At 42.5% G+C, this 24,223-nt stretch carries 24 protein-coding genes and 8 tRNA genes; 28 read left to right on the forward strand and 4 right to left on the reverse strand.

The window, feature by feature from the left end; genetic code table 11:
- Window positions 1-81: 81 nt before the first annotated feature.
- Together NOM01_RS15040 and NOM01_RS15045 are read left to right on the forward strand one after the other, a co-directional pair.
- Window positions 82-1,284, forward strand: a complete 1,203-nt coding sequence (locus tag NOM01_RS15040; RefSeq protein WP_255749317.1) for an aminotransferase-like domain-containing protein — start codon at window positions 82-84, stop codon at window positions 1,282-1,284.
- 94 nt (window positions 1,285-1,378) lie between these two features.
- Window positions 1,379-1,630 (forward strand): PepSY domain-containing protein, encoded by a 252-nt coding sequence (locus NOM01_RS15045; RefSeq protein ID WP_255749318.1) that lies wholly within the window; start codon window positions 1,379-1,381, stop codon window positions 1,628-1,630.
- 53 nt (window positions 1,631-1,683) lie between these two features.
- Here the strand turns inward: NOM01_RS15045 and NOM01_RS15050 are convergent, their stop codons facing one another.
- Complete coding sequence (locus NOM01_RS15050) at window positions 1,684-2,673, reverse strand: DMT family transporter (protein WP_255749319.1); 990 nt, start codon at window positions 2,671-2,673, stop codon at window positions 1,684-1,686.
- Window positions 2,674-3,142: 469 nt separating this feature from the next.
- Between NOM01_RS15050 and NOM01_RS15055 the strand changes: the two genes are divergently transcribed.
- The 22 genes from NOM01_RS15055 (at window position 3,143) to NOM01_RS15160 (ending at window position 18,281) form a co-directional block, all read left to right on the forward strand.
- Window positions 3,143-3,568, forward strand: a complete 426-nt coding sequence (locus NOM01_RS15055; RefSeq protein ID WP_255749320.1) for a universal stress protein — start codon at window positions 3,143-3,145, stop codon at window positions 3,566-3,568.
- A gap of 133 nt (window positions 3,569-3,701) precedes the next feature.
- Window positions 3,702-4,520: an AAC(3) family N-acetyltransferase gene (locus tag NOM01_RS15060; protein WP_255749321.1), complete on the forward strand. Its 819-nt coding sequence runs from the start codon at window positions 3,702-3,704 to the stop codon at window positions 4,518-4,520.
- A gap of 565 nt (window positions 4,521-5,085) precedes the next feature.
- On the forward strand, window positions 5,086-5,214 hold the full coding sequence (locus NOM01_RS15065) for a hypothetical protein (protein WP_255749323.1): 129 nt from the start codon (window positions 5,086-5,088) through the stop codon (window positions 5,212-5,214).
- A 248-nt stretch (window positions 5,215-5,462) separates the two neighbouring features.
- A complete protein-coding gene (locus NOM01_RS15070; protein WP_255749324.1) occupies window positions 5,463-6,272 on the forward strand; it encodes a M15 family metallopeptidase in 810 nt (269 codons plus the stop codon).
- A 98-nt stretch (window positions 6,273-6,370) separates the two neighbouring features.
- Window positions 6,371-6,529 (forward strand): hypothetical protein, encoded by a 159-nt coding sequence (locus NOM01_RS15075; RefSeq protein WP_255749325.1) that lies wholly within the window; start codon window positions 6,371-6,373, stop codon window positions 6,527-6,529.
- A gap of 375 nt (window positions 6,530-6,904) precedes the next feature.
- Window positions 6,905-6,976, forward strand: a tRNA-Glu gene (locus NOM01_RS15080).
- 4 nt (window positions 6,977-6,980) lie between these two features.
- Window positions 6,981-7,053: transfer RNA gene (locus NOM01_RS15085), tRNA-Val, on the forward strand.
- A gap of 4 nt (window positions 7,054-7,057) precedes the next feature.
- Window positions 7,058-7,133 (forward strand) — tRNA-Thr (locus tag NOM01_RS15090).
- 23 nt (window positions 7,134-7,156) lie between these two features.
- Window positions 7,157-7,241 (forward strand) — tRNA-Tyr (locus NOM01_RS15095).
- A gap of 21 nt (window positions 7,242-7,262) precedes the next feature.
- Window positions 7,263-7,335 (forward strand) — tRNA-Lys (locus tag NOM01_RS15100).
- Window positions 7,336-7,360: 25 nt separating this feature from the next.
- A tRNA-Leu gene (locus NOM01_RS15105) sits at window positions 7,361-7,446 on the forward strand.
- A gap of 28 nt (window positions 7,447-7,474) precedes the next feature.
- Window positions 7,475-7,549: transfer RNA gene (locus NOM01_RS15110), tRNA-Gly, on the forward strand.
- A 6-nt stretch (window positions 7,550-7,555) separates the two neighbouring features.
- Window positions 7,556-7,628, forward strand: a tRNA-Ala gene (locus tag NOM01_RS15115).
- A gap of 218 nt (window positions 7,629-7,846) precedes the next feature.
- On the forward strand, window positions 7,847-8,425 hold the full coding sequence (locus NOM01_RS15120) for a restriction endonuclease subunit S (RefSeq protein ID WP_255749326.1): 579 nt from the start codon (window positions 7,847-7,849) through the stop codon (window positions 8,423-8,425).
- Window positions 8,418-11,627: a type I restriction endonuclease subunit R gene (locus NOM01_RS15125; RefSeq protein WP_255749327.1), complete on the forward strand. Its 3,210-nt coding sequence runs from the start codon at window positions 8,418-8,420 to the stop codon at window positions 11,625-11,627. The genes NOM01_RS15120 and NOM01_RS15125 overlap by 8 nt, the downstream gene beginning before the upstream one ends.
- A gap of 104 nt (window positions 11,628-11,731) precedes the next feature.
- Window positions 11,732-11,896, forward strand: a complete 165-nt coding sequence (locus NOM01_RS15130; protein ID WP_255749328.1) for a virulence RhuM family protein — start codon at window positions 11,732-11,734, stop codon at window positions 11,894-11,896.
- Window positions 11,897-11,910: 14 nt separating this feature from the next.
- A complete protein-coding gene (gene rhuM, locus NOM01_RS15135; protein ID WP_255749329.1) occupies window positions 11,911-12,906 on the forward strand; it encodes a RhuM family protein in 996 nt (331 codons plus the stop codon).
- Window positions 12,903-14,141, forward strand: a complete 1,239-nt coding sequence (locus NOM01_RS15140) for a restriction endonuclease subunit S (protein ID WP_255749331.1) — start codon at window positions 12,903-12,905, stop codon at window positions 14,139-14,141. Before rhuM ends, NOM01_RS15140 begins: the two co-directional genes overlap by 4 nt.
- Window positions 14,142-14,168: 27 nt before the next feature.
- Window positions 14,169-15,767: a type I restriction-modification system subunit M gene (locus NOM01_RS15145; protein WP_255749332.1), complete on the forward strand. Its 1,599-nt coding sequence runs from the start codon at window positions 14,169-14,171 to the stop codon at window positions 15,765-15,767.
- 131 nt (window positions 15,768-15,898) lie between these two features.
- Entirely contained in the window at window positions 15,899-16,522 is a 624-nt protein-coding gene (gene fic, locus NOM01_RS15150; RefSeq protein ID WP_255749333.1) for a protein adenylyltransferase Fic, read from the forward strand.
- A 142-nt stretch (window positions 16,523-16,664) separates the two neighbouring features.
- Window positions 16,665-17,150, forward strand: a complete 486-nt coding sequence (locus NOM01_RS15155; RefSeq protein WP_255749334.1) for a restriction endonuclease subunit S — start codon at window positions 16,665-16,667, stop codon at window positions 17,148-17,150.
- 204 nt (window positions 17,151-17,354) lie between these two features.
- Complete coding sequence (locus NOM01_RS15160) at window positions 17,355-18,281, forward strand: site-specific integrase (protein ID WP_255749335.1); 927 nt, start codon at window positions 17,355-17,357, stop codon at window positions 18,279-18,281.
- Window positions 18,282-18,370: 89 nt separating this feature from the next.
- Here NOM01_RS15160 and NOM01_RS15165 read toward each other — a convergent pair whose 3' ends face one another.
- From NOM01_RS15165 to NOM01_RS15175, 3 genes are all read right to left on the reverse strand, one after another.
- Entirely contained in the window at window positions 18,371-19,564 is a 1,194-nt protein-coding gene (locus tag NOM01_RS15165) for an Acg family FMN-binding oxidoreductase (RefSeq protein WP_255749336.1), read from the reverse strand.
- On the reverse strand, window positions 19,565-20,212 hold the full coding sequence (locus NOM01_RS15170; RefSeq protein ID WP_255749337.1) for a TetR/AcrR family transcriptional regulator: 648 nt from the start codon (window positions 20,210-20,212) through the stop codon (window positions 19,565-19,567).
- Between the two features lie 207 nt (window positions 20,213-20,419).
- The gene (locus tag NOM01_RS15175) at window positions 20,420-20,617 is read right to left on the reverse strand and encodes an aspartyl-phosphate phosphatase Spo0E family protein (protein WP_255749338.1); all 198 of its coding nucleotides are present in this window, start codon (window positions 20,615-20,617) and stop codon (window positions 20,420-20,422) included.
- Between the two features lie 271 nt (window positions 20,618-20,888).
- On the opposite strand from NOM01_RS15175, the gene sigW reads away from it, so the two are divergent.
- The 4 genes from sigW to NOM01_RS15195 all read left to right on the forward strand — a co-directional run bounded on the left by sigW (window position 20,889) and on the right by NOM01_RS15195 (window position 24,110).
- Window positions 20,889-21,467, forward strand: coding sequence for an RNA polymerase sigma factor SigW (gene sigW, locus NOM01_RS15180; RefSeq protein ID WP_255749339.1), 579 nt, complete (start codon window positions 20,889-20,891; stop codon window positions 21,465-21,467).
- On the forward strand, window positions 21,464-21,847 hold the full coding sequence (locus NOM01_RS15185) for an anti-sigma factor family protein (protein WP_255749340.1): 384 nt from the start codon (window positions 21,464-21,466) through the stop codon (window positions 21,845-21,847). The genes sigW and NOM01_RS15185 overlap by 4 nt, the downstream gene beginning before the upstream one ends.
- 162 nt (window positions 21,848-22,009) lie before the next feature.
- The gene (gene cdaA / locus NOM01_RS15190; protein WP_255749341.1) at window positions 22,010-22,828 is read left to right on the forward strand and encodes a diadenylate cyclase CdaA; all 819 of its coding nucleotides are present in this window, start codon (window positions 22,010-22,012) and stop codon (window positions 22,826-22,828) included.
- Complete coding sequence (locus NOM01_RS15195; RefSeq protein ID WP_255749342.1) at window positions 22,821-24,110, forward strand: CdaR family protein; 1,290 nt, start codon at window positions 22,821-22,823, stop codon at window positions 24,108-24,110. Before cdaA ends, NOM01_RS15195 begins: the two co-directional genes overlap by 8 nt.
- Window positions 24,111-24,223 lie beyond the last annotated feature (113 nt).

The following is a 24,223-nucleotide window of genomic DNA, read 5'->3' on the forward strand; positions in this document are numbered from 1 at the left end:
AGAGAGACTCTTCGTAAATCAAATCATCGGACAGGTTGCTGCATATCAGAAGTACCTTTAGGAGCAGGAGAGGATCTATTAATGAGGAATCTGGAACCGTTTCGTTTTTCAAAACGCTTTAACGATGTGCCGTTAATCGGATCAGCTTTTGCCGGTGAACATCCGGGGCTGATCCCGCTTGCTTTTGGCTTTCCCTACCCCGCTTCCTTTCCAATCGACCGATTGGCTGAATCCGCTGTGACCGCATTGAAATCAGAAGGAACAGAGGCACTTCAATATTCGGGAGGTCCGGGTCAGAAGAAAATTTTGGAGTGGATTCGCGAGCGCTCGCGGCTGCGTTCGATTGAGGTTGAAACGGATCATATTATGATCACTTCGGGATCCAATCAAGGAATTGATCTGGTTGCGCGAACCTTGACGGATCCCGGTGATTCGGTGTGGGTAGAAGCGCCGGTTTACTTTGGCGCATTGCGTGCTTTTTATTTGGCACAGAATGAATTATCCGCATTTCCGGTCGACGGTGACGGTCTGCGTGTCGATCTCGTTGAAGAAGCATTGATTGAAGCGGCTGCCGGCAGACGTCCAATGCCGAAATTCATTTATGTGCTGCCGAATTATCATAACCCGGCAGGCGTAAATCTCTCGGTTGAGCGACGTAAGAAATTGGCTGCACTTGCTTACAAATATAATTTTTACATTATTGAGGATGACGCCTATGTGGAATTGAATTTTGATGGCGGCTTTCTGCCTTCCATTTATTCATTCGGGCCGGAACGCGTCATCTATATGAGTACCTTTTCAAAAATTATCGCTCCGGGTATACGAATGGCTTGGGTGATTGGCGATCCGGAAGTTCTGAACCTGATCAAAATTGTAAAAACTGAGGGGCTGACCAGTGTTTTGATGCAGGAAGCGGTCAGTACGTTCCTTGAAACATCGAACTTCGATGATCATTTGAAACCGCTTGTTGACGGTTATCGAACCCGCCGCAATGCGATGGTGAAAGCGATCAGCGACTTCTTTGGCAGTGAGGTATCGTTCGAAAAACCGGAAGGCGGTTTCTTCCTGTGGCTGACGTTCCCGCCGGACATTGACACGACTCGATTGCTGCATGACGCTGTTGAAGCCGGTGTCAGCTTTGTCGACGGCAAGTCGTTTTATCTCGACCGCAAGCCGACCAATCATCTGCGGCTTGCCTTCAGTTTTTGCGATGAATCCCAGATTCGCGAAGCCATTCGTATCCTTGCCAAAGTGTACCGGAAACAGAAGAATGCTGTCTGCTGATTGACGCCAACCTGTATTGTTAGGCCGTTGTCACGAGAAATTGCTCCTCATCATATCTTAAGAGAAGCGGAAGCGATGAGGAGGTCGATTTCTTATGTACGGCAATAATCCCGCATATCGAAATGAGAATCAATACGTGAATGGATATCGACAGCGAATTACGGCGCAACAGGCGGCGGAGATCGCTGTAGCCAGAGTTCCCGGCCAGATTATCCATGTTGATCTAGAATTAGATAATCATCTGCTGAAATATGAAGTATATGTGTTGACCGATCAAGGCGTTGTTTATGAGGTGGAAATCGCCTCGAAGGACGGCCGAATTTTAAGTGTTGAAATGGAAAATTAAATTGGGAATAAAAAAGATGCCGGCCCGGAAATGGGTCGGCATCTTTTAGAAATTTATCTGACGTGCGCAGTATTTGTGCCTGCGACAGCCTTAAGCTGCGATTGTTTCTCAAGCTTCGCCTGACGATTGTCTGAGATCAACTCAACGCATGATCCGGCAAGAATCAGTACAATACCTGACAGAACATTCAGCGTGATGGCTTCGCCAAGAATGAATAGAGCGAGAATCGGAGCCAAGGCCGGCTTAATGAAGAAAACCAGCGAGGCTGTTGATGCCGACGTTTCCTCCATCGCGAGAAAATAGAAGCTGAATCCAAGTCCGGTAACAAATACACCAAGGTAGATCAGCGCCGGAACTGTACTCCATGAAATGCCCTGAAGCACCGGAATACGTGCGAATTGACCAAACCCCGCGCTTTGCAGCCAGTTGGCAACCACGCCTATTTTGGTAATCAGAATCAACACGAGTAGTTCCATGCTCCCGGTTAAGAAGCTGAAACTGCTCTGAACAACGCCGTCAAATCCGTACTTCAGACTGCCCTTACGTCCAATGATGCCATACAGCGCGAAAGTCACTGCCGCAATCAGCGATAGGGTGATACCGGTGACATTCGTCAGATTCTCAGGGTTGACGATGAAAATCATACCGATCAGGCTGATAACGAGCGACACAATGGAAAGCTTCGTCAATTTTTCCTTCAAGAAGAAGTAAGCGAACGGAATGACGAAGACGGCGTTGCAGCTAAAGAGAATGGCAACGGTAGACGCCTTCGAGTAAACAATGGCCATTTGAAAGAATGTCATGCTGACCACAACGCACATAAATCCCGAAAACAGAAAGTAAAGCACCTTGCTTTTATCAAGTGTAAACCCGCTTCCCCTTAAATGACGAAGAGCAAGCGGAGCCAGAATAATCGAACCGATTAAGAACCGTAAAAAGTTTAACTGCATCGGGTTAAACTCGGTAGCCACCAGCTTAATGGCAATTTCCATCGTACTAAAGAACAATGTAGAAAAAGCAATAAAAATTAACCCTTTTTTCATGATATAACCTCGATTTCTCACCATATTTTTAACACTATTAAGAAAGAAATAGTGTAAGGCTAACTATAGCTCTGCCCACGCCAAAGGATGGACTTCGCCAAGTTAACTTTAGGTGATCTGATCGCTTTACTAAGAGCCGCGAAAGACCGGCATGCACAAGACTAAATGAAAACGATATCAACTAATACTTGCTGCATCTGTTTCATCACCTACTAATATAACGCAGATATGAGAAAATGGTAAGAGGCGAATGCAAAAATGTACACTTAATATCAGTTTCATCATGATTGCTGCGCTTTTTTTAATGAGGAAACTTGTGGTAAAATAAAAGGGGCAGGGAATGTTCAAGAACAGGGAAACACAGTTTCACCCGTTAATGATGGTCCATGGTTGTTCGTCAAAGAATGACGCATAGATCCCCCCATTTTGAGCAGCTCTGCGTCTAAATGTGAGAGGGGCGGTGACCGGTATGTTATTCTCGAAAATCCTGGTTTCCTATGATGATTCTGATCTGGCAAAGAAAGCATTGCAAAGAGCAGCTGATCTGGCACGGCTCGATGAACGTACGGATCTGGATGTATTAAATGTCGTGACGGTTCCAACGAATCAATTTATCGTCGGCGATGTCTATCGCGAGGTCCGTGAATCAACACTTAAGTATGGACATGAAGTGGTGAGCCGGACAGAGAGTGTGCTTGACGCACTTCCCAATGCGACACATACATTCGTGAAAGAAGGTCAGCCGGTTCGGACAATTCTTGACTTCGCAAGCCAGAACGGCTACGACCTTATTGTAATCGGCAGCCGAGGTTTGAGCGGTGTCAAAGAATTTCTGGGGAGCGTCAGCCACGGAATTGTTCAACGTTCAAATGTTCCTGTATTGATTGTTAAATAAACGGGTACAATCGTTTTAGAAACGAACAGAAGCTCGTATTAAGGAAAGAGGCACTTCCTATGGGGATTTCTAGTCAAGGGAGTGCCTTTTACTTGTTGCACAAAAAAGTAATATAAAAGGATGGTTATCAGTCATGTCCGAGGCGGAAGTCATTCAGCAAAGCAAGCATGCGATTACGCGCTCATTGCTGATTAGGGATTTACGAAAAATCGGTTTAGGGGCAGGAATGACAGTTATCGTCCATTCTTCTCTGAGCCGGATGGGATGGATCTGCGGCGGTTCTGTATCACTCATCTCGGCACTTCAGGAAGTGGTGACATCGGCGGGCACACTGGTCATGCCGGCTCACAGTGCCGATGTGTCCGATCCGGCGGATTGGGAGAATCCTCCGGTGCCATCGACATGGTTTCACAGCATTTATCAAGAGATGCCGGCATTTGATCCGCGCCGGACTCCGACGTTCGGAATGGGGCAGGTCGCAGAGGCCTTTCGCTCGTTTCCGGACGTACGCCGCAGCAATCACCCAATCTATTCCTTTACCGCTTGGGGCGAGGGCCGCGATGCAATCCTTGCGCACCATTCGCTTGACGACGGGTTAGGAAAAGAATCGCCGCTTGGGAAACTATATGAACGAGATGGTTATGTTCTGCTGCTTGGCGTCAGTTATGGTAACAATACATCAATGCATCTTGGCGAATACATGTCCGGAAGGCTTGAACGGGTAGAGCGATCAAGCCCCGTGCGTATAAAAGGACGTCGGCAGTGGGTGACGTACCAAGACGGTGAGTACCATGAAGAAGCGTTTGACGCCATCGGTCAAGCGTTTGAGGAAAGCCAACTTGGAACAGCCGCACTTCACAAGAAGCATGTGGGTCAGGCTCCGTCTCTTTTAATGTCGCAACGTGCCATTGTGAATTTTACTTCAAGCTATATAAGGAAAAATGCTGAATGAAGAAAGCGCCCAATCTGAAAAATAAGCGGATAAATTCCGCTTAATTAGAAAATGAAGGGAAAAGCCGCTTAAATAGACGGAGGAATTCCGCTTATTGAATCGAAAAACGGGAAAATGGCGGGTTTTTCTTTGAATAAGCGGAAAAATTACCCTTATTTACCTATGAAACGAGCGCCAAGATGCAAATAACCGGAAAATCTCCGCTTAATTTATCCTTAATGAAGGACCAGAATGCTTAATGAACCAGAAATGTTTGCTCAAGTACAAGGTTGATGAACCTAAACCGCATTTGGAGTTAAGGAGAGTTTTCGTATATGGTGAGAAACGTTCGCTAAGTACGTCCTCAGTACGCAATGCGTGAGCCTCCGCGTGCTGCGGAAGTATGGACCGTGGCCCGATTTTTCTCAGTTCTAAAAGAAAGTAAAAAGAAACGAAGATCTGGCAGATATCAGAGAAATTGACCGAATTAAGCTTTTTACATGATCTTAAAAAAGACATCATATCTTCTTAATAGTGATGGCCTATGATTAACGTATCAAAAGGAATGATTGAGGAGATGAAAATCATGGATTTTAAACAATCGAATGATTTTTCCCAAAATGAAGCATCCGTCAAATTGAGTCGAAAATTGTTGCTTACCAACATTGCCTTGGTTCTGTCCATTATCATTAATGTAAAGCTTTTCCTTGGCTAATTTTATATATTTCAGCAATAACCCCTATAACTCACACTTGCAGAATCCAAAATTTGGATTCTGTTTTTTATATATTTTCGGCGGAACATTTCATCACGCGAGGGACATTCTCCCGTTCCCATTTTTTCTATATGCCTTGATATTCATGGTTCATTTCGAATACATTAAAAGGTGTACACAAAATTCGACACGATTCCACATGATTGATTCCTTTCAACTTTTAGCCAAATACAACAATGGAGTGCTATATGAATAAAAAAATCTATACTGCAGGTGCGATAGCAGCTTTATTAGGGTTGTCTGGATGCGCACAGCTTCCGTGGATGCATCCATCAGGGGCCGGTTCATCGCAGCAGCAAAAACAAAAGCAAAATTCATCCTCATCTCAAGATGGGACACTGAAAAAAAGCGGCAACACCGATTCATCAAAGAATACGGTATCTGCAATGAGTCAAAGCGGTGTGCACGTTGTCGCCGATCCTGAAAGTACACTTGTCTTGGTCAACAAATACTTCAAGCTGCCGGATAATTATGTGCCAAGCGATCTTGTTGATCTTGATGTCCCATTTATTTTTTCAGGGAAGTCGGAAAAGAAGAAAATGCGTGCCGCTGCCGCAAAACCGCTAAAAGAAATGTTCGCGGCGGCAAAACAGGACGGCGTGCAGCTGGCAGGGGTGTCTGCTTATCGCTCGCATAAAACGCAAATTGCTTTATTTAATTATTATGTCCGGCGGGACGGTGAAAAAAAAGCACAGAATTTCAGTGCACGTCCGGGGATGAGCGAGCATGAAACAGGACTCGCAATCGATGTCTCGGGAATTAATGGAAAATATGCGGCCACGCAAGAATTCGGAAAGACACCTGAGGCAGCCTGGCTGGCGAAGCATGCACAGGATTACGGTTTCATTGTCCGCTACCCAGAGGGCAAGGAAACGGTCACCGGATATGAGTACGAGGCATGGCATCTCCGGTATGTCGGACTTCCTGCATCGAAAAAAATGGCTGAGAAACACCAAACGCTTGAGGAATACTTAAACGAAGTACCGGTGAGCGATTAAAAAATTGGCAGCGATTGACGTTCATTGAATGAGCCGTAGAGGTTAAGCTATATCTGTCCGGATCGAAAGGACAAATTCTTAATGGTGGTGGACAGAAAATGAAACAGGGAAACGGAATGATGCCGCTGATCGCATCGATCGGCATCGGTGCGGCTTGCTACCAAATGATGAAGCCGAACAACAAGGTCGGACAGGCAGTAAAAGGCCGGATGGACAAAATGATGCATCAGAAGCAAATGTTTCCTGAAAACAACTGATTGTCGGGAAAAGGAATCCAAAAAAATGGGTTCCTTTTTCTTTAGCGATTGCAGGCATCAAGAATAAAAAAACGAATTTAGTGTCATGATGAAAATACTGAAAGAGGGAAACGATGCGTGAACGCTGACTGGGAAAATCAGTAAACAAATTTCAGTCCGGTGATGTTTGGACGCAGTTAAAGTTGAATTAGTACTCATTAGGTTCATTTGCTGTTTTTCTGAGTAACTTCTGCTCTAAAGAGGACTCGAAATGACTATGAATACTGGACTTTGACGTGTCGATAAATAGTCTGAATAAAATGGCTTCTTATTTTTGCTTTACAAGGAATGGGATTCTGTATATAATAAAAAACGTCGATTGCGACGGACAAGCATGGCCCGTTCGTCAAGTGGTTAAGACACCACCCTTTCACGGTGGGTTCATGGGTTCGAATCCCGTACGGGTCACTTTGGAGGATTAGCTCAGCTGGGAGAGCGTCTGCCTTACAAGCAGAGGGTCATAGGTTCGAGCCCTATATCCTCCACTCCGCCGGTCTAGCTCAATTGGTAGAGCAACTGACTTGTAATCAGTAGGTTGGGGGTTCAAGTCCTCTGACCGGCACCATTAGATTTACGTTTTTATTTTCTGGAGGGATAGCGAAGAGGCTAAACGCGACGGACTGTAAATCCGTTCCCTTAGGGTTCGAAGGTTCGAAACCTTCTCCCTCCACCATAATTCATTAATTTGTGTTGTGGGCCATTAGCTCAGTTGGTAGAGCATCTGACTCTTAATCAGAGGGTCGAAGGTTCGAACCCTTCATGGCCCATTATTTTTTTCTTTCATTTAGTTTTGCGGGTGTGGCGGAATTGGCAGACGCGCTAGATTCAGGTTCTAGTGGGCTTTACGGCTCGTGGAGGTTCAAGTCCTCTCATCCGCATTTAATTAATTTTATATTTGTTTGTTTTGCGGAAGTAGTTCAGTGATAGAACATCACCTTGCCATGGTGGGGGTCGCGGGTTTGAATCCCGTCTTCCGCTCCATTATATGGGGCCTTAGCTCAGCTGGGAGAGCGCCTGCTTTGCACGCAGGAGGTCAGCGGTTCGATCCCGCTAGGCTCCATCAAAGCAATACACATGAAGCCACGAATTTTTGCTGAAAAGCATGAATTCGTGGCTTTTTTGTTGTGGTGAAAAAAAGATTCTGCAACTGCAACCACCGAATAATTTATTTAAAAATGTAATTTCGTGAAATTAATTTTGAATCTGTTGAAAAACATGATTTTTCATGATAAAATTATTCCATCAATTAAAATGTAATTTTAGAAAGGCACGATGTTAATGAAGAAATTAAGTGAGCTGGTTGACTTTGTCAGCGGTTCCCCACAATTCCGAATAACTGAAAGCTTCGATGAGCAAGCACCGCTCTATAATTTTTACAGTCAAACTGATTTATCGGATGATTTAGTAGGACTTGTCTCGTCGGATAACGACAACAAACAAATACGCACATTGGATAAAGTGAACACGTTATGTCCTAAGGATGTTGTATTCAGTCTGACATCAGGAACCGCTTCTTTGGTAAGAGAAGTTCACAAAAATTATCTTTATACCCAAAATTATGTGAAGCTCGATTCAAAGGATAACATCGACTCGAAATACTTGGTATATCTCCTCAATGAAAATAAGGCAATCCGAAAACAATTGATGATGGGGTTACAAGGTTCACAAGTATTGAAATATACGCTGAGGCAGCTTAAAGAACTTGAAATTCCCAAACCCCCATCAATCGAAAAACAAAAAAATATTGGGAATGTATATTTTAACCTATTACGTTTGCGAGCGCTGCGAAATCGTGTGGCAGAATCTGAGAAGGTCATTCTATTAAAACGATTAGAGGAGGTCACCACAAATGAATGAAACCCGATTTGAAACTGAACTTATTCAGTATATTACCAGCGGAACAATTACGAAACCTGAGCACTTAGAAGGCATTAGTGAGCATGTCATTGTCGAGAAACCAGTTGATTACGTGGTCAAAACGAAACTCTGGAAATATGAATCCCAAATCAAGACGACAGATCAGCTTTGGGCTAATTTTAAAGCTATTCTTGAACAACACAATCAAAATACGCTTGAATATTCGTTAAGCGCTGTTGAGTTTAATCAGGTAAAGAAAATTATCTCCGACATTCAAACGCCTTATGAAGCGGGGCAATTCTTATATGGGTTAAACGGTGTATCGCAAATTGAAATTGATTTGGATGATGGTCGTCATGTTTTCTTAACGGTATTCGATCAGAAACAGATTGGAGCAGGTAATACAGTATATCAAGTGGTCAATCAAATTGAACGACCGGCCGTTATCACTGGTAAGTTAGATCGTCGTTTCGATACGACGCTGCTTATTAACGGGTTACCCATTATTCAAATTGAAGAAAAGCGTGATACGCATGATGTGAATGAAGCGCTGAATCAAATGCATCAATATGCTGATGAAAATCAATACCGTGATATCTTTTCGACTTTGCAAATTTTAGTTGCGATGACGCCAAATAATGTTAAGTATATGGCCAATACAACTGCCGATAAATTCAATAAAGATTTTGCATTTAACTGGCAACGTAAAAGTGACAATACCATCGTGCGAAATTGGAAAGAGTTTGCTGACTCAATGCTTAGTATTCCAATGGCACATCAAATGGCGACGAACTATATGATTTTGGATGGGACGAAGAATAAGCAGATGCTTAAAGTCATGCGTCCTTATCAAGTTTATGCTACGCAAAATGTGATTGAAAATCTTAAGCACGTTGATTTTGAGCTTGGAATGAACAAGGTTGGTTATATATGGCACACAACGGGTTCAGGTAAAACCATCACGAGTTTCAAAACGGCATGGCTTGCCAGTCGCATGCCCAAAATTGCTAAAGTCGTTTTTGTTGTTGACAGAATCGCATTGACGAAACAAACAAATGAAAACTATCAAGCGTATGATCCGGATAGCACGGAAGATGCATTTGGAAGTGTTCAAAATACCGATAACACCAGTGATTTAAACCGTAAACTCAAGAGTAAAGACAATAACATCATTGTGACAAGTGTTCAAAAGCTAGATACTTTAGTCAAGAGGAAATCTTTCAAGGCACCGGATAAAAATATTGTCTTTATTGTCGATGAGGCGCATCGATCTACGGGTGGAGAAAGCTTCGCCGCGATTCAAAAAGCGTTCAAAAAATCAGCATGGGTGGGTTATACCGGAACACCAATGTTTGACGAAACAACAACAGGACTTCGCACAGAAGATATTTTCGGTCCGCTTCTTCATGCATATACGATTCGTGAAGCTATTGCCGATCGAAACGTCCTAGGCTTCAAAGTTGATTTTGAAACCACGATTGACGAAGAACAGATGAAGAGTGACTATTTACCGAAATTCTATCATGAGCGTTATCCCAAATGGACAGACGCGCAAATCAAAGATAAGATTATGAATCTATCACAAGAAGATATGGATGATGCCGTTGAGCCGAGCTTCTATGATGAAAATCCGGACCATATTAAATTGGTCGTTGAAGATATTTTCAAGAACTGGCGTAATCGCTCAAATGAGGGCAAATACAATGCCCTATTTACGACACATGTAGGGGGTGGCAAAGCAAGTACGCCAATGGCGATGATGTATTTCAACGAGTTTCTACGTGTCAATGCCGAAAACAAGAAGAACGGCGGTCAAACGCTAAAGGTTGCAGTCACATTCAGCCAAAATTCTTCTAATAATGACAGTATGCTTGCGACCAATCAGGGCTTGCATGATGCAATCCAAGCTTATAATGAAGAATTCGGAACCTCCTTTGGTATGGACGATGTGTCCGGGTACACGCAAGATGTTACGAGTCGTTTGAACAAGTCGGCAACTGATAAGCATTATCTTGATCTTGTCATTGTTGTTGATCAGCTATTAACGGGTTTTGATGCACCTGAACTAAATACGCTTTATGTAGACAGAACACTTAAAGGAGCAGGACTTATCCAAGCCTACTCAAGAACAAATCGTATTGCCGACATGCAGGAAAAACCTTGGGGACGAATTGTCAACTATAGATGGCCGGCGCAAAACGAAAAATTGATGAATAAGGCACTTGCCATTTATGCCAATAAAAACTCAGCAACTTTGTCAGATGAAGAAAAACGGCGGTCTAATGAAAAGGATGGCATCATCGCCAAACCATTTGAAGATGTGTTTCATGAAGTGAAAAAGGTAGTTGACAAGCTTGGTAGCTTAACCTGTGAATTTCAACAGCTGCCGCCATCTGAAAAGCAAAAAGAGAATATGCTCGATTTATTGCGTGAGTATAATGCCGGTATGGCGAAGCTGAAACAATACAATCCTGATGAGGTGGATGGTGACAAAGTAGGCTTCGATTATGATAACCCTGATGAACTGGTTGAAAAATTAGGGATGACTTCTGAACAAGAAAAAATGCTGACGACAGTGCTAACAAATGAATTGAAACAGCACCTTTCAAAAAAGAAGAAAATTCCTGTATACCAAATTGAGCTAAGAATGACGCACGTCAAGGATGTTAAAGTCGATTATGATTATTTGACAGAGCTTGTTGAGCGATTGTTGAACCAGGTTCACGATGGAGAGACCGAAGCAGCACATAAAACACAGGAGAAAATTAATCAATTTGCGAATGGTTTAGATGATCGCAACTATGCGACTAAGATTATCAACGCAGCAATTGCGATTGTCAAAGGTCATTTCCCACCGGAGGGGACTGATTTCAAATATCCTGCCAAGCTTTCTGACAGTGAGCAAATTATTCAACAAGCAAACAATGTCAGTCTTGACCGATTATTTTTAGACTTCCGTGTTCAGTGGGGGATTACGGATATTATTACAAGCAGTCAAATGCGTGCGTTGTTCAGCCGCCATCGTTATGGTTTGCAAGATCTGGATGATACCGGTCAAATACGAGATATAATCGCTCAAGCCAGCAATGATTATAAGACAATGGCTCACGATGAAGCCATTCAAAGTCTATCAAAAATTAAGTACCGCAATGGTCTGCGAGAAGCAATTTATAAATTAGCTGATGAATTGGCAGAAAGTTAAGAAGGAAGAGCAGTAAAGCAGTTCATGCAGAAATTGCACATACCCCGCAAAATATTAATAAACATATTAAATCGATTTTTGCGGATGGAGAGCTAGATGAAAAAGTGGTTAGTAACTATAAGTTGCTAACCACTCAATACGGCGTTATGGAAGGGAAAACGCAAAGTAAAGAAGTGAAAACCTACAATTTAGACATGATTTTAGCGATTGGTTATTGCGTACGTTCGGCACGTGACGCCCAGTTGGAAAAAATAGAGGCAGAAAATTAGACAGGAGGTTTGTAATGAACGAGATACAATTTTTAATGTATGATGCAGACGAAAGTATCGAAGTTGTGATAAAAGATGAAACAATTTGGGCTACACAAAAAGCGCTTGCAGATTTATTTGATGTCGATAAATCGTCTATTTCAAGACACTTAAGAAATGTCTTCGAAAGCGGAGAATTACAGAAATCTACGAGCGTTGCAAAAATTGCAACAGTCGTGAACAATGGCGTCGTTGGTGAAATTGAAAAAAAAATCAACTATTATAATCTTGATGCGATTATATCAGTTGGCTATCGCGTAAATTCTCAAAAAGCAACTAAGTTTCGTATTTGGGCGACTGATATCTTAAAAGACTATATACAAAAAGGATTCAAGATTGATGTTGAGCGCATGAAGCAAGGTGAGCATGTCTTCGGTAAAGATTATTTCCGCGAGTTGCTTGAAACGGTTCGTTCAATTCGAGCAAGTGAACGAAGAATTTGGCAACAAATAACAGACGTATTTGCAGAGATTTCGTATGACTACGATAAGAATTCGGAAATCACGAAAGAGTTTTATGCAACGGTTCAAAATAAGTTTCATTATGCGATAACTGGTAAAACAGCTGCTGAAATTGTTTATGATAACGCAGATAAAGATAAACAGCATATGGGATTAACAACATGGAAAAATTCACCAGATGGACGCATCTTACAATCGGATGTCGTGGTTGCGAAAAATTATCTATCTAAAAAAGAGATTCATAGTTTAGAGCGTAACGTTTCAGCATATTTTGATTATGTTGAACGTTTGCTTGAAGATGAAACTTTATTAGGAATGCAGGATTTTGCAACGAGTATTGATGAATTTCTAAAATTTAATCGTTATGAACTATTAGAAGGCCATGGACATATTTCTCATAGTGCAGCCAATAAGAAAGCAATTGATGAATACAACGAATTCAATAAGCACCAGAAAATAGTTTCTGATTTTGATAGGGAAATTAAGAAAATACAAGGAGATCAGAAATGAGCGAAAATAATGAGAACATACCTAAATTAAGATTTCCCGGATTCACAGACGCTTGGGAACAGCGGAAGCTGGGGGAAGTATCCGAACGAGTACGTGGAAATGATGGCAGAATGAATTTGCCGACCCTCACAATTTCAGCAGGAAATGGTTGGTTAGATCAACGAGAACGGTTCTCAGGAAACATTGCAGGGAATGAGCAGAAAAATTATACGTTGTTGAAAAAAGAGGAACTTTCTTATAATCACGGTAATTCAAAATTAGCAAAATATGGAACAGTGTTTGCACTTAGAACCTATGAAGAAGCACTTGTGCCAAGAGTTTATCATAGTTTCAAAACTACTCAAGAGGCTGTCCCAGATTTTATTGAATATTTGTTTGCTACAAAACGTCCTGATAGAGAACTAGAGAAACTTGTATCTTCTGGCGCGCGTATGGACGGACTACTAAATATCAACTACAACGATTTTATGGGAATAAAAATCAATCTTCCTTCAGTAGAAGAACAAATAAAAATCAGTGAATTTCTTAGACATCTCGATCAACTCACCACCCTTCATCAAAGTAAGTTAAATAACTTGCAAGATGAGAAGAAAAGTTTGCTGCAAAAAATGTTTCCAAAAAATGGCAAAAACGTTCCGGAACTTCGTTTTCCTGGATTTACTCACGCTTGGGAACAGCGAGAACTGGGTGATCATGCAAAATATCGTAGAGGTTCATTCCCTCAACCATATGGAAATAAAGAATGGTATGACGGCGAAGGAGCAATGCCGTTTGTGCAGGTAGTTGATGTTACAGATCAATTAACTTTGGTTAATGATACTAAGCAGAAGATAAGTAAGTTGGCACAATTTAAGAGTGTTTTTGTGCCAAAAGGAAAAGTCGTTGTTACCTTACAAGGTAGCATTGGACGTGTTGCAATCACACAATATGACGCTTACATTGACAGAACACTACTTATTTTTGAAGACTACGAGAAGCCAACCGATGAATACTTTTGGGCATATACAATTCAACAAAAATTTGATATTGAAAAACGAAAAGCACCTGGTGGAACTATCAAAACGATAACTAAAGAAGCGTTATCTAGGTTCTCTGTAGCATTGCCTGAATACGAGGAACAACAGAAAATAGGCACGTTTTTTAAGAACCTTGATCACCTCATCACCCTTCATCAGCGTAAGCTGGATCATTGCAAGAATTTAAAGAAATCATTGTTGCAGCAAATGTTCGTATAAATTCAAAATCGAAAGGAAATCAAAAACATGAGTACTAATTTACAAAACATTACCAGCCAACTCTGGGCTATGGCAAATGAATTGCGTGGGAATATGGACGCATCAGAATACAAAAACTATATCTTGGCATTTATGTTCTACCGTTATTTGTCAGAGCATCAGGAACAATACCTCGTTGAAAACAATGTTATTGATGTGGCAGATGAGCAAACGATCAATGATGCATATCTTGAACAGGCAACAGGTGAAGATTTGGCCGACTATATAAAAGATATTTCATCAAGCTTAGGTTACGCTCTTGCACCAGAAGATACATGGGAATCGCTTATCAAAAAAATTAATAACAGCCAAGTGATCCCAAGCGATTATCAGACCATTTTTGATAACTTCAACAAAAATGCCGGACTAAATAAAGAAGCGGTACAGGATTTCCATGGTGTATTTAATGATATTAACTTAGGAGATTCTCGTCTAGGGAATTCGACAAATGAGCGCGCTAAATCGCTTAACCGTATCGTCAAATTGGTTGACGGGATTGACTATAAAGGCGAAGACGGAAAAGATATTCTAGGTGTTATTTATGAATATCTAATTGGTCAATTCGCTGCAAGTGCCGGTAAAAAAGGTGGAGAGTTTTATACGCCACATGAAGTCAGCAAGATTTTAGCAAAAGTAGTAACTGATGGCGTAAAGGAATCTGACAATACTTTTTCCGTATATGATCCGACCTGTGGATCTGGTTCTTTGCTTTTGACCGTTCAAGGTGAACTACCGGGAGGAGACAAACCTGGAGCAATTAAATTCTTCGGCCAAGAGAAAAATACGACAACGTACAACTTAGCACGCATGAATTTAATGATGCACGGCGTTTCTTTTAACAATATGACATTAAGTAATGCAGATACGCTAGAAAGTGATTGGCCGGATGGACCGGATGCAAAAGGGATTGACCATCCACGTAGCTTTGATGCTGTGGTTGCGAACCCGCCCTATTCTGCTCACTGGGACAATAGTGAAACGAAATTAAAAGATCCGCGTTTTAGTGAATACGGAAAACTTGCACCAAAAACGAAAGCAGACTACGCGTTTATTTTACATAGTCTCTATCATCTGAATGACGCTGGGACGATGGCGATCGTGTTGCCGCATGGTGTATTGTTCCGTGGGGCTGCGGAAGGGCAGATTCGTCAAACAATCATTGAAAAGAATTATCTTGATACCGTGATTGGGTTACCTGCGAATCTATTCTATGGAGTTACCATTCCAACAACGATTCTAGTATTCAAGAAAAATCGTAAAACGAAAGATATTTTATTTATTGATGCAAGTAATGAGTTTGAAAAAGGTAAAAATCAAAACAAACTTACAGATGACAATATCAACAAAATTATTGAAACCTATCAAAATCGTGTAGATGTCGATAAATATGCTCATGTTGCATCGCTTGATGAAATCAAAGAAAATGACTTCAACTTGAATATTCCTCGTTACGTGGACACTTTTGAAGAAGAAGCGCCAATTAATCTTGATGAAGTGATCAAACAGTTGGAGCAAGATAAAAAAGAAATAGCTGAACTTGAGGCAGAAATAAATGAACAGTTAAAAATTTTAGGTGTAAATGTTTAAATGGAGTGTGAAGGCGGCAAAGCTAATAACTCACTGACGCCTTTGGCGGAATGAAATAGGAGTTAACCATCCGCTGAGTGATACAGTTTTAATTTCTTATGCCTAACTATCATATACGAGGGGGGAGTAAGATGCTGCAAAATAAATTAGGAATTACTAATTCAGTAGAGCTTGCGCGAGCGGAAGAAAAAATCAGTAAAACAAAGGCCATTGCGTTATTTGAAACAGGTATTTTAGATCGCTTGACCCCCGGAACGTTTGCAACGTTGGCAAAAATTCACGCCTATCTTTTTGATGAGATTTATAATTTTGCAGGCAAGGTCCGTGATGTCAATATCGCTAAGGGTAATTTCCGTTTTGCACCTTTGATGTACTTAGATGAGGCACTAAAGAATATTGATCGGATGCCGCAGTCTACTTTTGATGAAATTATTGAAAAGTATGTGGAGATGAATATTGCTCACCCATTTCGTGAAGGGAACGGGCGAAGCACCCGCATTTGGCTGGACTTGATACTAAAAAAAGAATTGAAACAGGTTGTGGACTGGAGTCAGGTTGATAAGGAAGACTACTTGTTGGCAATGGAACGCAGTCCGATTAAGGATATTGAAATCAAGCATTTGTTAAAAGAGGCTTTGACGAACAAGGTGAATGACCGTGACGTGTATATGAAAGGTATTGACGCCAGCTATTACTATGAAGGGTATACCGTATATAAAACGGAAAAGTTAGGGAAGAGCAAAAATGATAAATGAAACAGCAGATATTATACAACGTTAGGTCGGAAAATTGACGTTTGAACCTTACAAAATACATTTGATGAGTTTCTTTTGAAGCAACGGGGCTCGCGCTTGGGAACAACGTAACTGGGAAAATACCGTTGATATTTCAACCAATATGGTTGACCCAAAAACTGGTGAGTACGATGAACTGCCACATATAGGACCAGGTAATATTGAATCGTTCAGCGGTCGTTTGCTTAACAATGTAAACAATGTTGCGGAAGACAAACTCATTAGTGGCAAATTCCACTTTAATGCTGGAGATATCATTTATGGCAAGATCAATCCACAACTAGGAAAGTACGTTTATGCATCATATGAAGGACTTGCCAGTGCTGATACTTACGTATTGAATGCGAAGAACGGAATCAATCAGAAGTTCTTATATACAATGCTTCAAACGCGAGATTTCTATAAGTACTCTGTCTCAGTATCAATGCGTACAGGTATGCCAAAAATCAATCGTGATGAATTGAATATGTACAATTTCAATGCACCTTCTGAAGAAGAACAAATCAAAATCGGCACCTTTTTTCAGACCCTTGACCAGACTATCGCCCTTCATCAGCGTGAGTTGAAAAAGGACGTTTTGATGAATTAAAGAGTTCTTCGGATGAACTGCCTAGGAAGCTTGTGTGCTTGAAGGTGGTTTTGATGTTGAAATGCCTGAAGCGATGAACAATAGTTGCAGTTTAAAATGAATAGAATTTGTTTTGAGAGCCTAGGATATTATTCCCAGGCTCTTTTTAACGCACAGTCAGCATGCGCCAAATACTACTCCAAAATCGAGGAGGGGGACAATAAAATGTTAAACCAAACTAAGAGAACGGAACTGTTTCGCGACTATTACGCACAATGGATTACAGTTTATAAAGAAGGGGCAATCCGCAAAGTTACAATGGCAAAATACCTAATGACACAATCATGGCTGGAAAAATTAGTGCCAAACCTTATGATTGGCGATCTAACACGCATTACATATCAAAAATTGCTTAACGATTATGCTGCTTATCATGAACGTCAAACAACGATGGATTTCCATCATCAACTTAAAGGTGCAGTCTTGGATGCTGTTGATGAAGGACTTATCGACCGTGATCCTACTCGTAAAGCAATCATCAAAGGAAAAACACCACGTGAGAAGAAACCGAAATACTTGAATCAGTTTGAACTCCAAACATTACTGACTAACCTCAATTTACAGACTGAAGTTAACTGGGACTGGTTTATTATGCTGGTTGCAAAAACAGGCATGCGCTTTTCTGAAGCACTTGCGCTTACACCGAAGGATTTTGACTTTGCTCATCAAACGTTATCCATCAGCAAAACTTGGGATTACAAAGGTGAAGGTGGATTCTTGCCAACGAAAAATCAATCTTCGGTACGGAAAATTCAGGTTGATTGGCAAACGGTTATCCAATTTTCAGAATTAATAAAAGGTTTGCCCGAAGACAAACCCATTTTCATTCATGGTAAGGTATATAATTCTACTGTTAACGATGTTCTAACTCGACATTGTAAGCATTCAAAATTGCCGATCATTTCTGTTCATGGATTGCGACACACACATGCCTCATTATTACTATTTGCCGGTGTTTCGATTGCCAGCGTTGCTCGTAGGTTGGGACATGCCAGCATGACGACAACGCAAAAAACGTATCTTCATATCATTCAAGAACTTGAAAATAAAGATGTAGACTTGGTGATGCGTTCACTATCTGGATTGAGTTAAGATATTTTCATGCATCGTTCCTTGGCTTACGAACTGATCTTTTTTGCCGCGACTTTTTACGACGGAATTTTTAGTAGTACTCTCTTTAGTCAATCTCGAACCAATTCCATCACATCCCGGCGCATGCTTTGTGGAACATTTTTCGTTGGTGTTCCGATACGGACAAGCATTTGAATGGTTTGTCCTTTTGGCGCGTAGCTCTGGTGGATGCCTGTATACTGCTTGTTCATTTCAGGGTATTCTTCCAACGCCTGGCTGACCGGCTGTGCGGCGAGACCGAGGCTTGCAGCGGTCAGCGTCAGCCTGCTGTAAATCATGCCGCTTTTGACCTGGCTGACACGACTGTTGTCATCGGATGAAATCATGGCATATGCGGGTGTGTGCTCAAGTGCCGCCTTCGTCGATTGAATCATGAGATCAGAAGAAGCCTTGGCATTATTAAGGGAAGGAAAAAGTGTGATCAGGCCCTGCATGAAGTAGAGCTTGAATCCGGAGGTACCTTGACCTTCAAATGAAAACCCATAACGCATTTTGTTTTTTTGCGATTCATTCGCACGAAAAATGGCTCCGGCCTCGTCCATGACGCGGCGAGTATCTGCCTCAATTATTGCACTGTCCAATGCGAATTTTCCGAGTGCTTTCACATCGGCTTTGTCTTGATAAATTTTTGTTTCAATTCTACTGTCATTGAGGGCTTCCAAGGCGTCAATCTGTGCGGAACTCAGTTTTGTCGATTTGTAGGGCTCTCGGTTTGTGTCCGGAATATAAATAGCACGGAAAAGCGGGTTCTGCTGCGGTTGCGCTCGTTTCAAGGTAATTTTTGCAACGGGTTTGACGGACATACTTTGTGCGAGCTGCTGTTCGTTGTATGAACCGTCAGGAAACAGGGTAATGGTTGCGGGATAACCAATCGATTGACCCGCGACCGCAACGTAGTCCAAAAAGGTGCCCTGCGTCACCATCATTTGGCGCGCATAAGGATCGGCTTTCGGTGACATTCTGCTCGCGTCTGCATAAAGGTAGAACGTCATGGGATCGTCTTTGTCGAGCTTAATGATCCAAGGCTGCATGTTGTGCCCGTTGGCGGCGAGAAGCCCGTAAGCTGCCAACCGAATACGCGGGTCTTTGAAATGGGCGGCGTAATTTTTGTTCCATGGCTGCAGATACGTCTGATTCTGAAACAAGCCGCCGGCAAGAAGGATGGCAGCGAGCGCCAGTAAAATGAGGATGATGAAGCTCGAAATGCTGATGATGATCATTTTTTTCACGCCTTTTCTTTTCACTTAAGCACCTCCATGGTCATTGCAAATGGACCGGATGATCAATTCAAAAGCGTTGTCAATGAGCGTTCCGGATGATAGGGAATGGTAATTCTCCAAATAATTTGTTTTCAGCTTTGCCGTGTTCAAGACTCCGCTCATACAAGACCATAAGATAAGGGCTGTTTGTTCGGAATCCAAATCGTTACGGAATACACCTTCCTTCTGTCCTTCTTGAATTAAGAGTGCCAGCCTCTGAAAGACGACCTCACCAAGCGCATAGCATTCTTCTTTGGAGGAATCCGGTACACCTTTTTGGAAATCGGCAGCGCTGTTCTCATATGAAAAGATGGCTGTGAAATACTCCGGGAAGCTTTGGCTGAACTGATAAAAGGTATCCGCCATTTGTTTAAGACGCTCAATGACGCCTAACGTTTGATTTTCGTCATCAAGCATAGAGATCAGCTGTTTATAACCGCAAATCATGATCTCAAAATGAATCTGTTCCTTACTATTAAAATACATGTAAAGTGTGCGTTTGCTGAAATGCGCTTCACGACACAGGTCGTCCATGGTTGTACGGTCATAGCCTTTGGAAAAGAATAGGTGTTCAGCAGCGTCGATGATGGCTGTTCTTTTCTTTTCCTTCTGCAGTGTTCTTTTTGATGGCAAAATATCGCTCCTGATCACATAAAAGTAAACTGTTGGTTTACTTTTATTGTTAAATAAAAACTTGCTCCTGTCAAGAGGAACAAGCCGCTTGTTTGTTTTAGAAGGCTTGAATTATGTTATAATTTTAATGTCTGCAGACTGCAGGAAGTTTTTTGTACAAAAAAAGCATAAAAGATTAAAGATAAGCGGTATCTAGTATAAGAAAAACTAAGGCCTAACCGGAGCTTGAAGACTTGACCTCGTCAAATTCTGTCTTCGGACGAGCCGATCATACTGATTCAATAATTGATCAAGATGATGGCTCATATGCTGGATTTCCGGCGAGGTAAGCGGTTGATAACGAGCAGCTTGTGACATCACATTGCGCAGTGCTTCGATTTTTTTGATGAGTTCTTGCTTGTCCATATGTTCCACCTCCAGGCTTCGGTTCTTGCTTAACTATTGAATTACCCCAACAGAATTTTTTCAAACGAGCGGCAACATTTGACGGATTGACGGCCGGATCCTTCGTTTTTAAGACGAATAACAGCTCATGAATAAAGTGATAAATAAGCCCTGTCCAGCGAATAACTATATGAATTCAAGAACAGACTGTTTGCGAAAAAGCCTCATGACATCAATGAAACTTGGTACGAATGAAATGCGTAGTAAATAATGCTTCAAATGAGAGGTAAAAATGGATCAAAGTGAGAAGCGACTGATTAAAAAAATCAGAAAAGGGGATCAGCAAGCATTTGCCGAGCTTGTGGAACGGTATAAAAACAGCGTGTTTGCCATCTGCCTGCGCATGGTCGGTAATGCTCAGGAAGCTGAGGATTTATCCCAGGAGGCGTTTATACGCGCCTATAACCATATCGATCAATATGATCACGAACGAAAGTTTTCAACCTGGCTGTTCCGAATTGCGACGAATCTGTCTATTGATTTTTTGCGGCGCAGAAAGAATGTTGTCTCGCTTGATGCTGTCGTTCCAAGTACGGAAGGTCTTTCACTGAATGCAATGCTGCCTGATGAAGGTGAACAGCCGGAAGATCGGATCGTGCGCAAAGAGACTGAAGAAATGGTGCAAGGTGAAATTAAGAAGCTGCCTGAGAAATATCGCTCGGCAGTCGTCTTAAAATATATTGAGGATTTGAGTTTGAAAGAAATCAGTGAAATTATGGAAATACCGGTCGGTACGGTTAAGACGCGCATTCACCGTGGCCGCGAAATGTTAAGAAAAAATATGATGGCTGAAGGGGGAGGGCGAGCGTGAGTTGCGCCAGTAAAAAATATGTATCTTTAATGAATAAGGTTCTGGACCAGGAGGCAACCGAACAGGAGAAACAGGTATTGTTTGAGCATCTTGCCACTTGCGATGAGTGCCGCGTTCATTTCAATGAATTGAATGATTCAACTGAATTGCTGCGCAGGCTGACCCACCCGCAATTGCCGGCCGCTTTTACGAAAAGTGTTTTAGATCATCTGCCGCCTGACAAGCGGAACGTGATTCGCAAATGGGGAAGCCGTCATCCGGTTCTGACCACGGTTGCCATCTGTGCGCTGCCGATGTCGCTGGTCGTGATTGGTGCCAGACGCCAGACAAGAGACAGAAGCGGCTATGCACTTGTAAAAGTATCGGGCGATCAGACCTGAGACTGCCTGTTCATTTTTTTGAACGGCAAGTCATAAGATAAGAAAGACGAGCCGATGCGCTTATTAATTTTTCGAAAATTAGGTTTACACCCAGGATATACAGAAACAATAAGATTGTCGGCGCGGTTAGAGAACTACGGCTGATTTGGAGGATGAAAAGCCATGTCTTTGTGGACTCATTTCAATATTCTAAACTACTTGACAGATATCATTGACGTTTTGATTGTCACCTACGTGATTTACAAAGTGATCATGATTATTCGAGGCACAAAGGCAGTTCAGCTGGCGAAAGGTATTCTTGTCATCATCGCAGTGTGGTTTCTGAGCAGCCTTTTGCAGCTGCGGACGCTGGAGTGGATTTTGAACAATGCCATTACCTATGGATTGTTCGCGATTATCGTCATTTTTCAGCCGGAATTGCGCCGCGTGTTGGAACAACTCGGTCGAGGGCGTCTGTTCTCTAGAGGCGTCGTAGTTGAGGAAGAACATAAACAAATGGCGGACGCAATTGTCAAAGCGTCCTCTTATATGGCAAAGCGCAGAATCGGAGCGTTGATGTCCATTGAACGCAAAACAGGACTTAATGATTATATTGAAACCGGAATTCAGCTTCATGGGAACCTGACACCTCAACTGCTGATTAACATATTTATTCCGAACACGCCACTGCATGATGGTGCGGTTATTATTCGTGGCAACGAAGTCGTTGCGGCAGCATGCTACCTGCCGCTCTCGGAGAGCCCGTTTATTTCGAAGGAACTTGGGACAAGGCATCGAGCGGCCATGGGCGTCAGCGAAGTAACCGATTCTTTAACCGTTGTTGTGTCTGAAGAAACCGGGGGCATCACGGTGACGAAGAACGGAGAAATGTTCCGCGAGATCGGTGAGGAACGCTTGAAAGAAATGCTCCAGCATGAACTGGATGAATCGGAGAATCAGCCGACCGTTCGCTGGAATTGGAGAGGTAAGCACAATGGATAAACTTTTGAATAACAATTGGTTTGTCAAAATTGTATCCTTTGTCATGGCTCTTATGCTGTACGCCATTGTATCATCGGGCGACGGTACATCATCGGGAAGCCCTTCCAATGTGGCTGTGAATCCGTCACAGCAATCGGCAGTGGTGACACAAAAGCTGTCTGTACAATATAATCAGAACAAGTATGTGGTCAGCGGGGCGCCGCAGACGATCAGTGTCCGTCTGACCGGCTCCAATGAATCAATTCTGAAGGCAAAATTGCCGAGCACGAAGAGTGCCTATTTGGATCTGACGGATATGAAGCCGGGCACCTATGATGCCCGCGTCCAGACACGCGGCTTTCCGTCAGGGCTGACTGTCCGCCCGACTCCTAAGACTGTTCGGGTAACGATTCAGAAGAAAACGAGTAAAGAGCTTCCAGTTGCCGTTGATATTATCAATAAGAGTTCGGTTGCAGACGGTTACGCAGTTGGTGATCCGGTTATTGACACTCAGAATGTCACAGTTACCGGCGGTGAAGACTCCGTGGACTCGATTGCGTTCATTAAAGGCGTAATTAATGTTAAAGACGCGAATGCAACGATGGATAAAATGGTTACGCTGCATGCATACAACAGCAACGGTGATCAAGTGAATGTGACGATCAATCCTTCATCGGTTCATGTTCGCGTGCCGATTGATAAAGTGTCGAAACAATTGAGTATCAAGGCAGTGACGACGGGTACGCCGGCTAAGGGATACAGTGTTTCATCGGTCGAACCCTCTGCGAGCGATGTGACCGTAACGGCTCAGGATGCGGCAGCACTTAGCCAAATTACAGCACTCGATCCGTTGTCTGTGTCTGTGGATGGTTTAAAAAAGAACAAGACGTTCTCGGTAACAATTCCTGTTCCGTCAGGGGCAAGCAAAGTAGATCCGGAGAAAATAGATGTTACGGTTCATATTGTTAAAGAAACAGCGGCTGATAGTGACGAAAGCAGCAGTTCCGATTCTGGTTCAAGTTCAAGTACGGACGAACAAACGAAAAAACTGACGAATATTCCAATAAAGGTAACCGGGCTTAAGGATGGCTTGAAAGCGACCTTCAGCAATGAAGATCATGTAAGCGTCTCGGTAACCGGCCCTTCTCAGGATGTCGATCAATTGTCCGAAAGTGATGTCCAGGCGCAGGTCGATTTGAGCGGATTGGATGCGGGTGATCATCAGGTTACTGTTGCAGTTAGCGCAGCGGACGGTTTAACTGCAAAGGCAGATCCGAAAACGGTGAACGTCAGCATCAGTTAACGGTTCACGGCCTGTTACTTTTTGAGGGGTTAGAACATCCCTTTGACAGAATGCGGCACGGAGTTTACAATAAAGCGGCGGAATTTGGACGAGGAAAGATAGGAGCGATCGAA

The sequence above is a fragment of the Sporolactobacillus sp. STSJ-5 genome, assembly GCF_024385605.1.
Lineage (GTDB): Bacteria > Bacillota > Bacilli > Bacillales > Sporolactobacillaceae > Sporolactobacillus.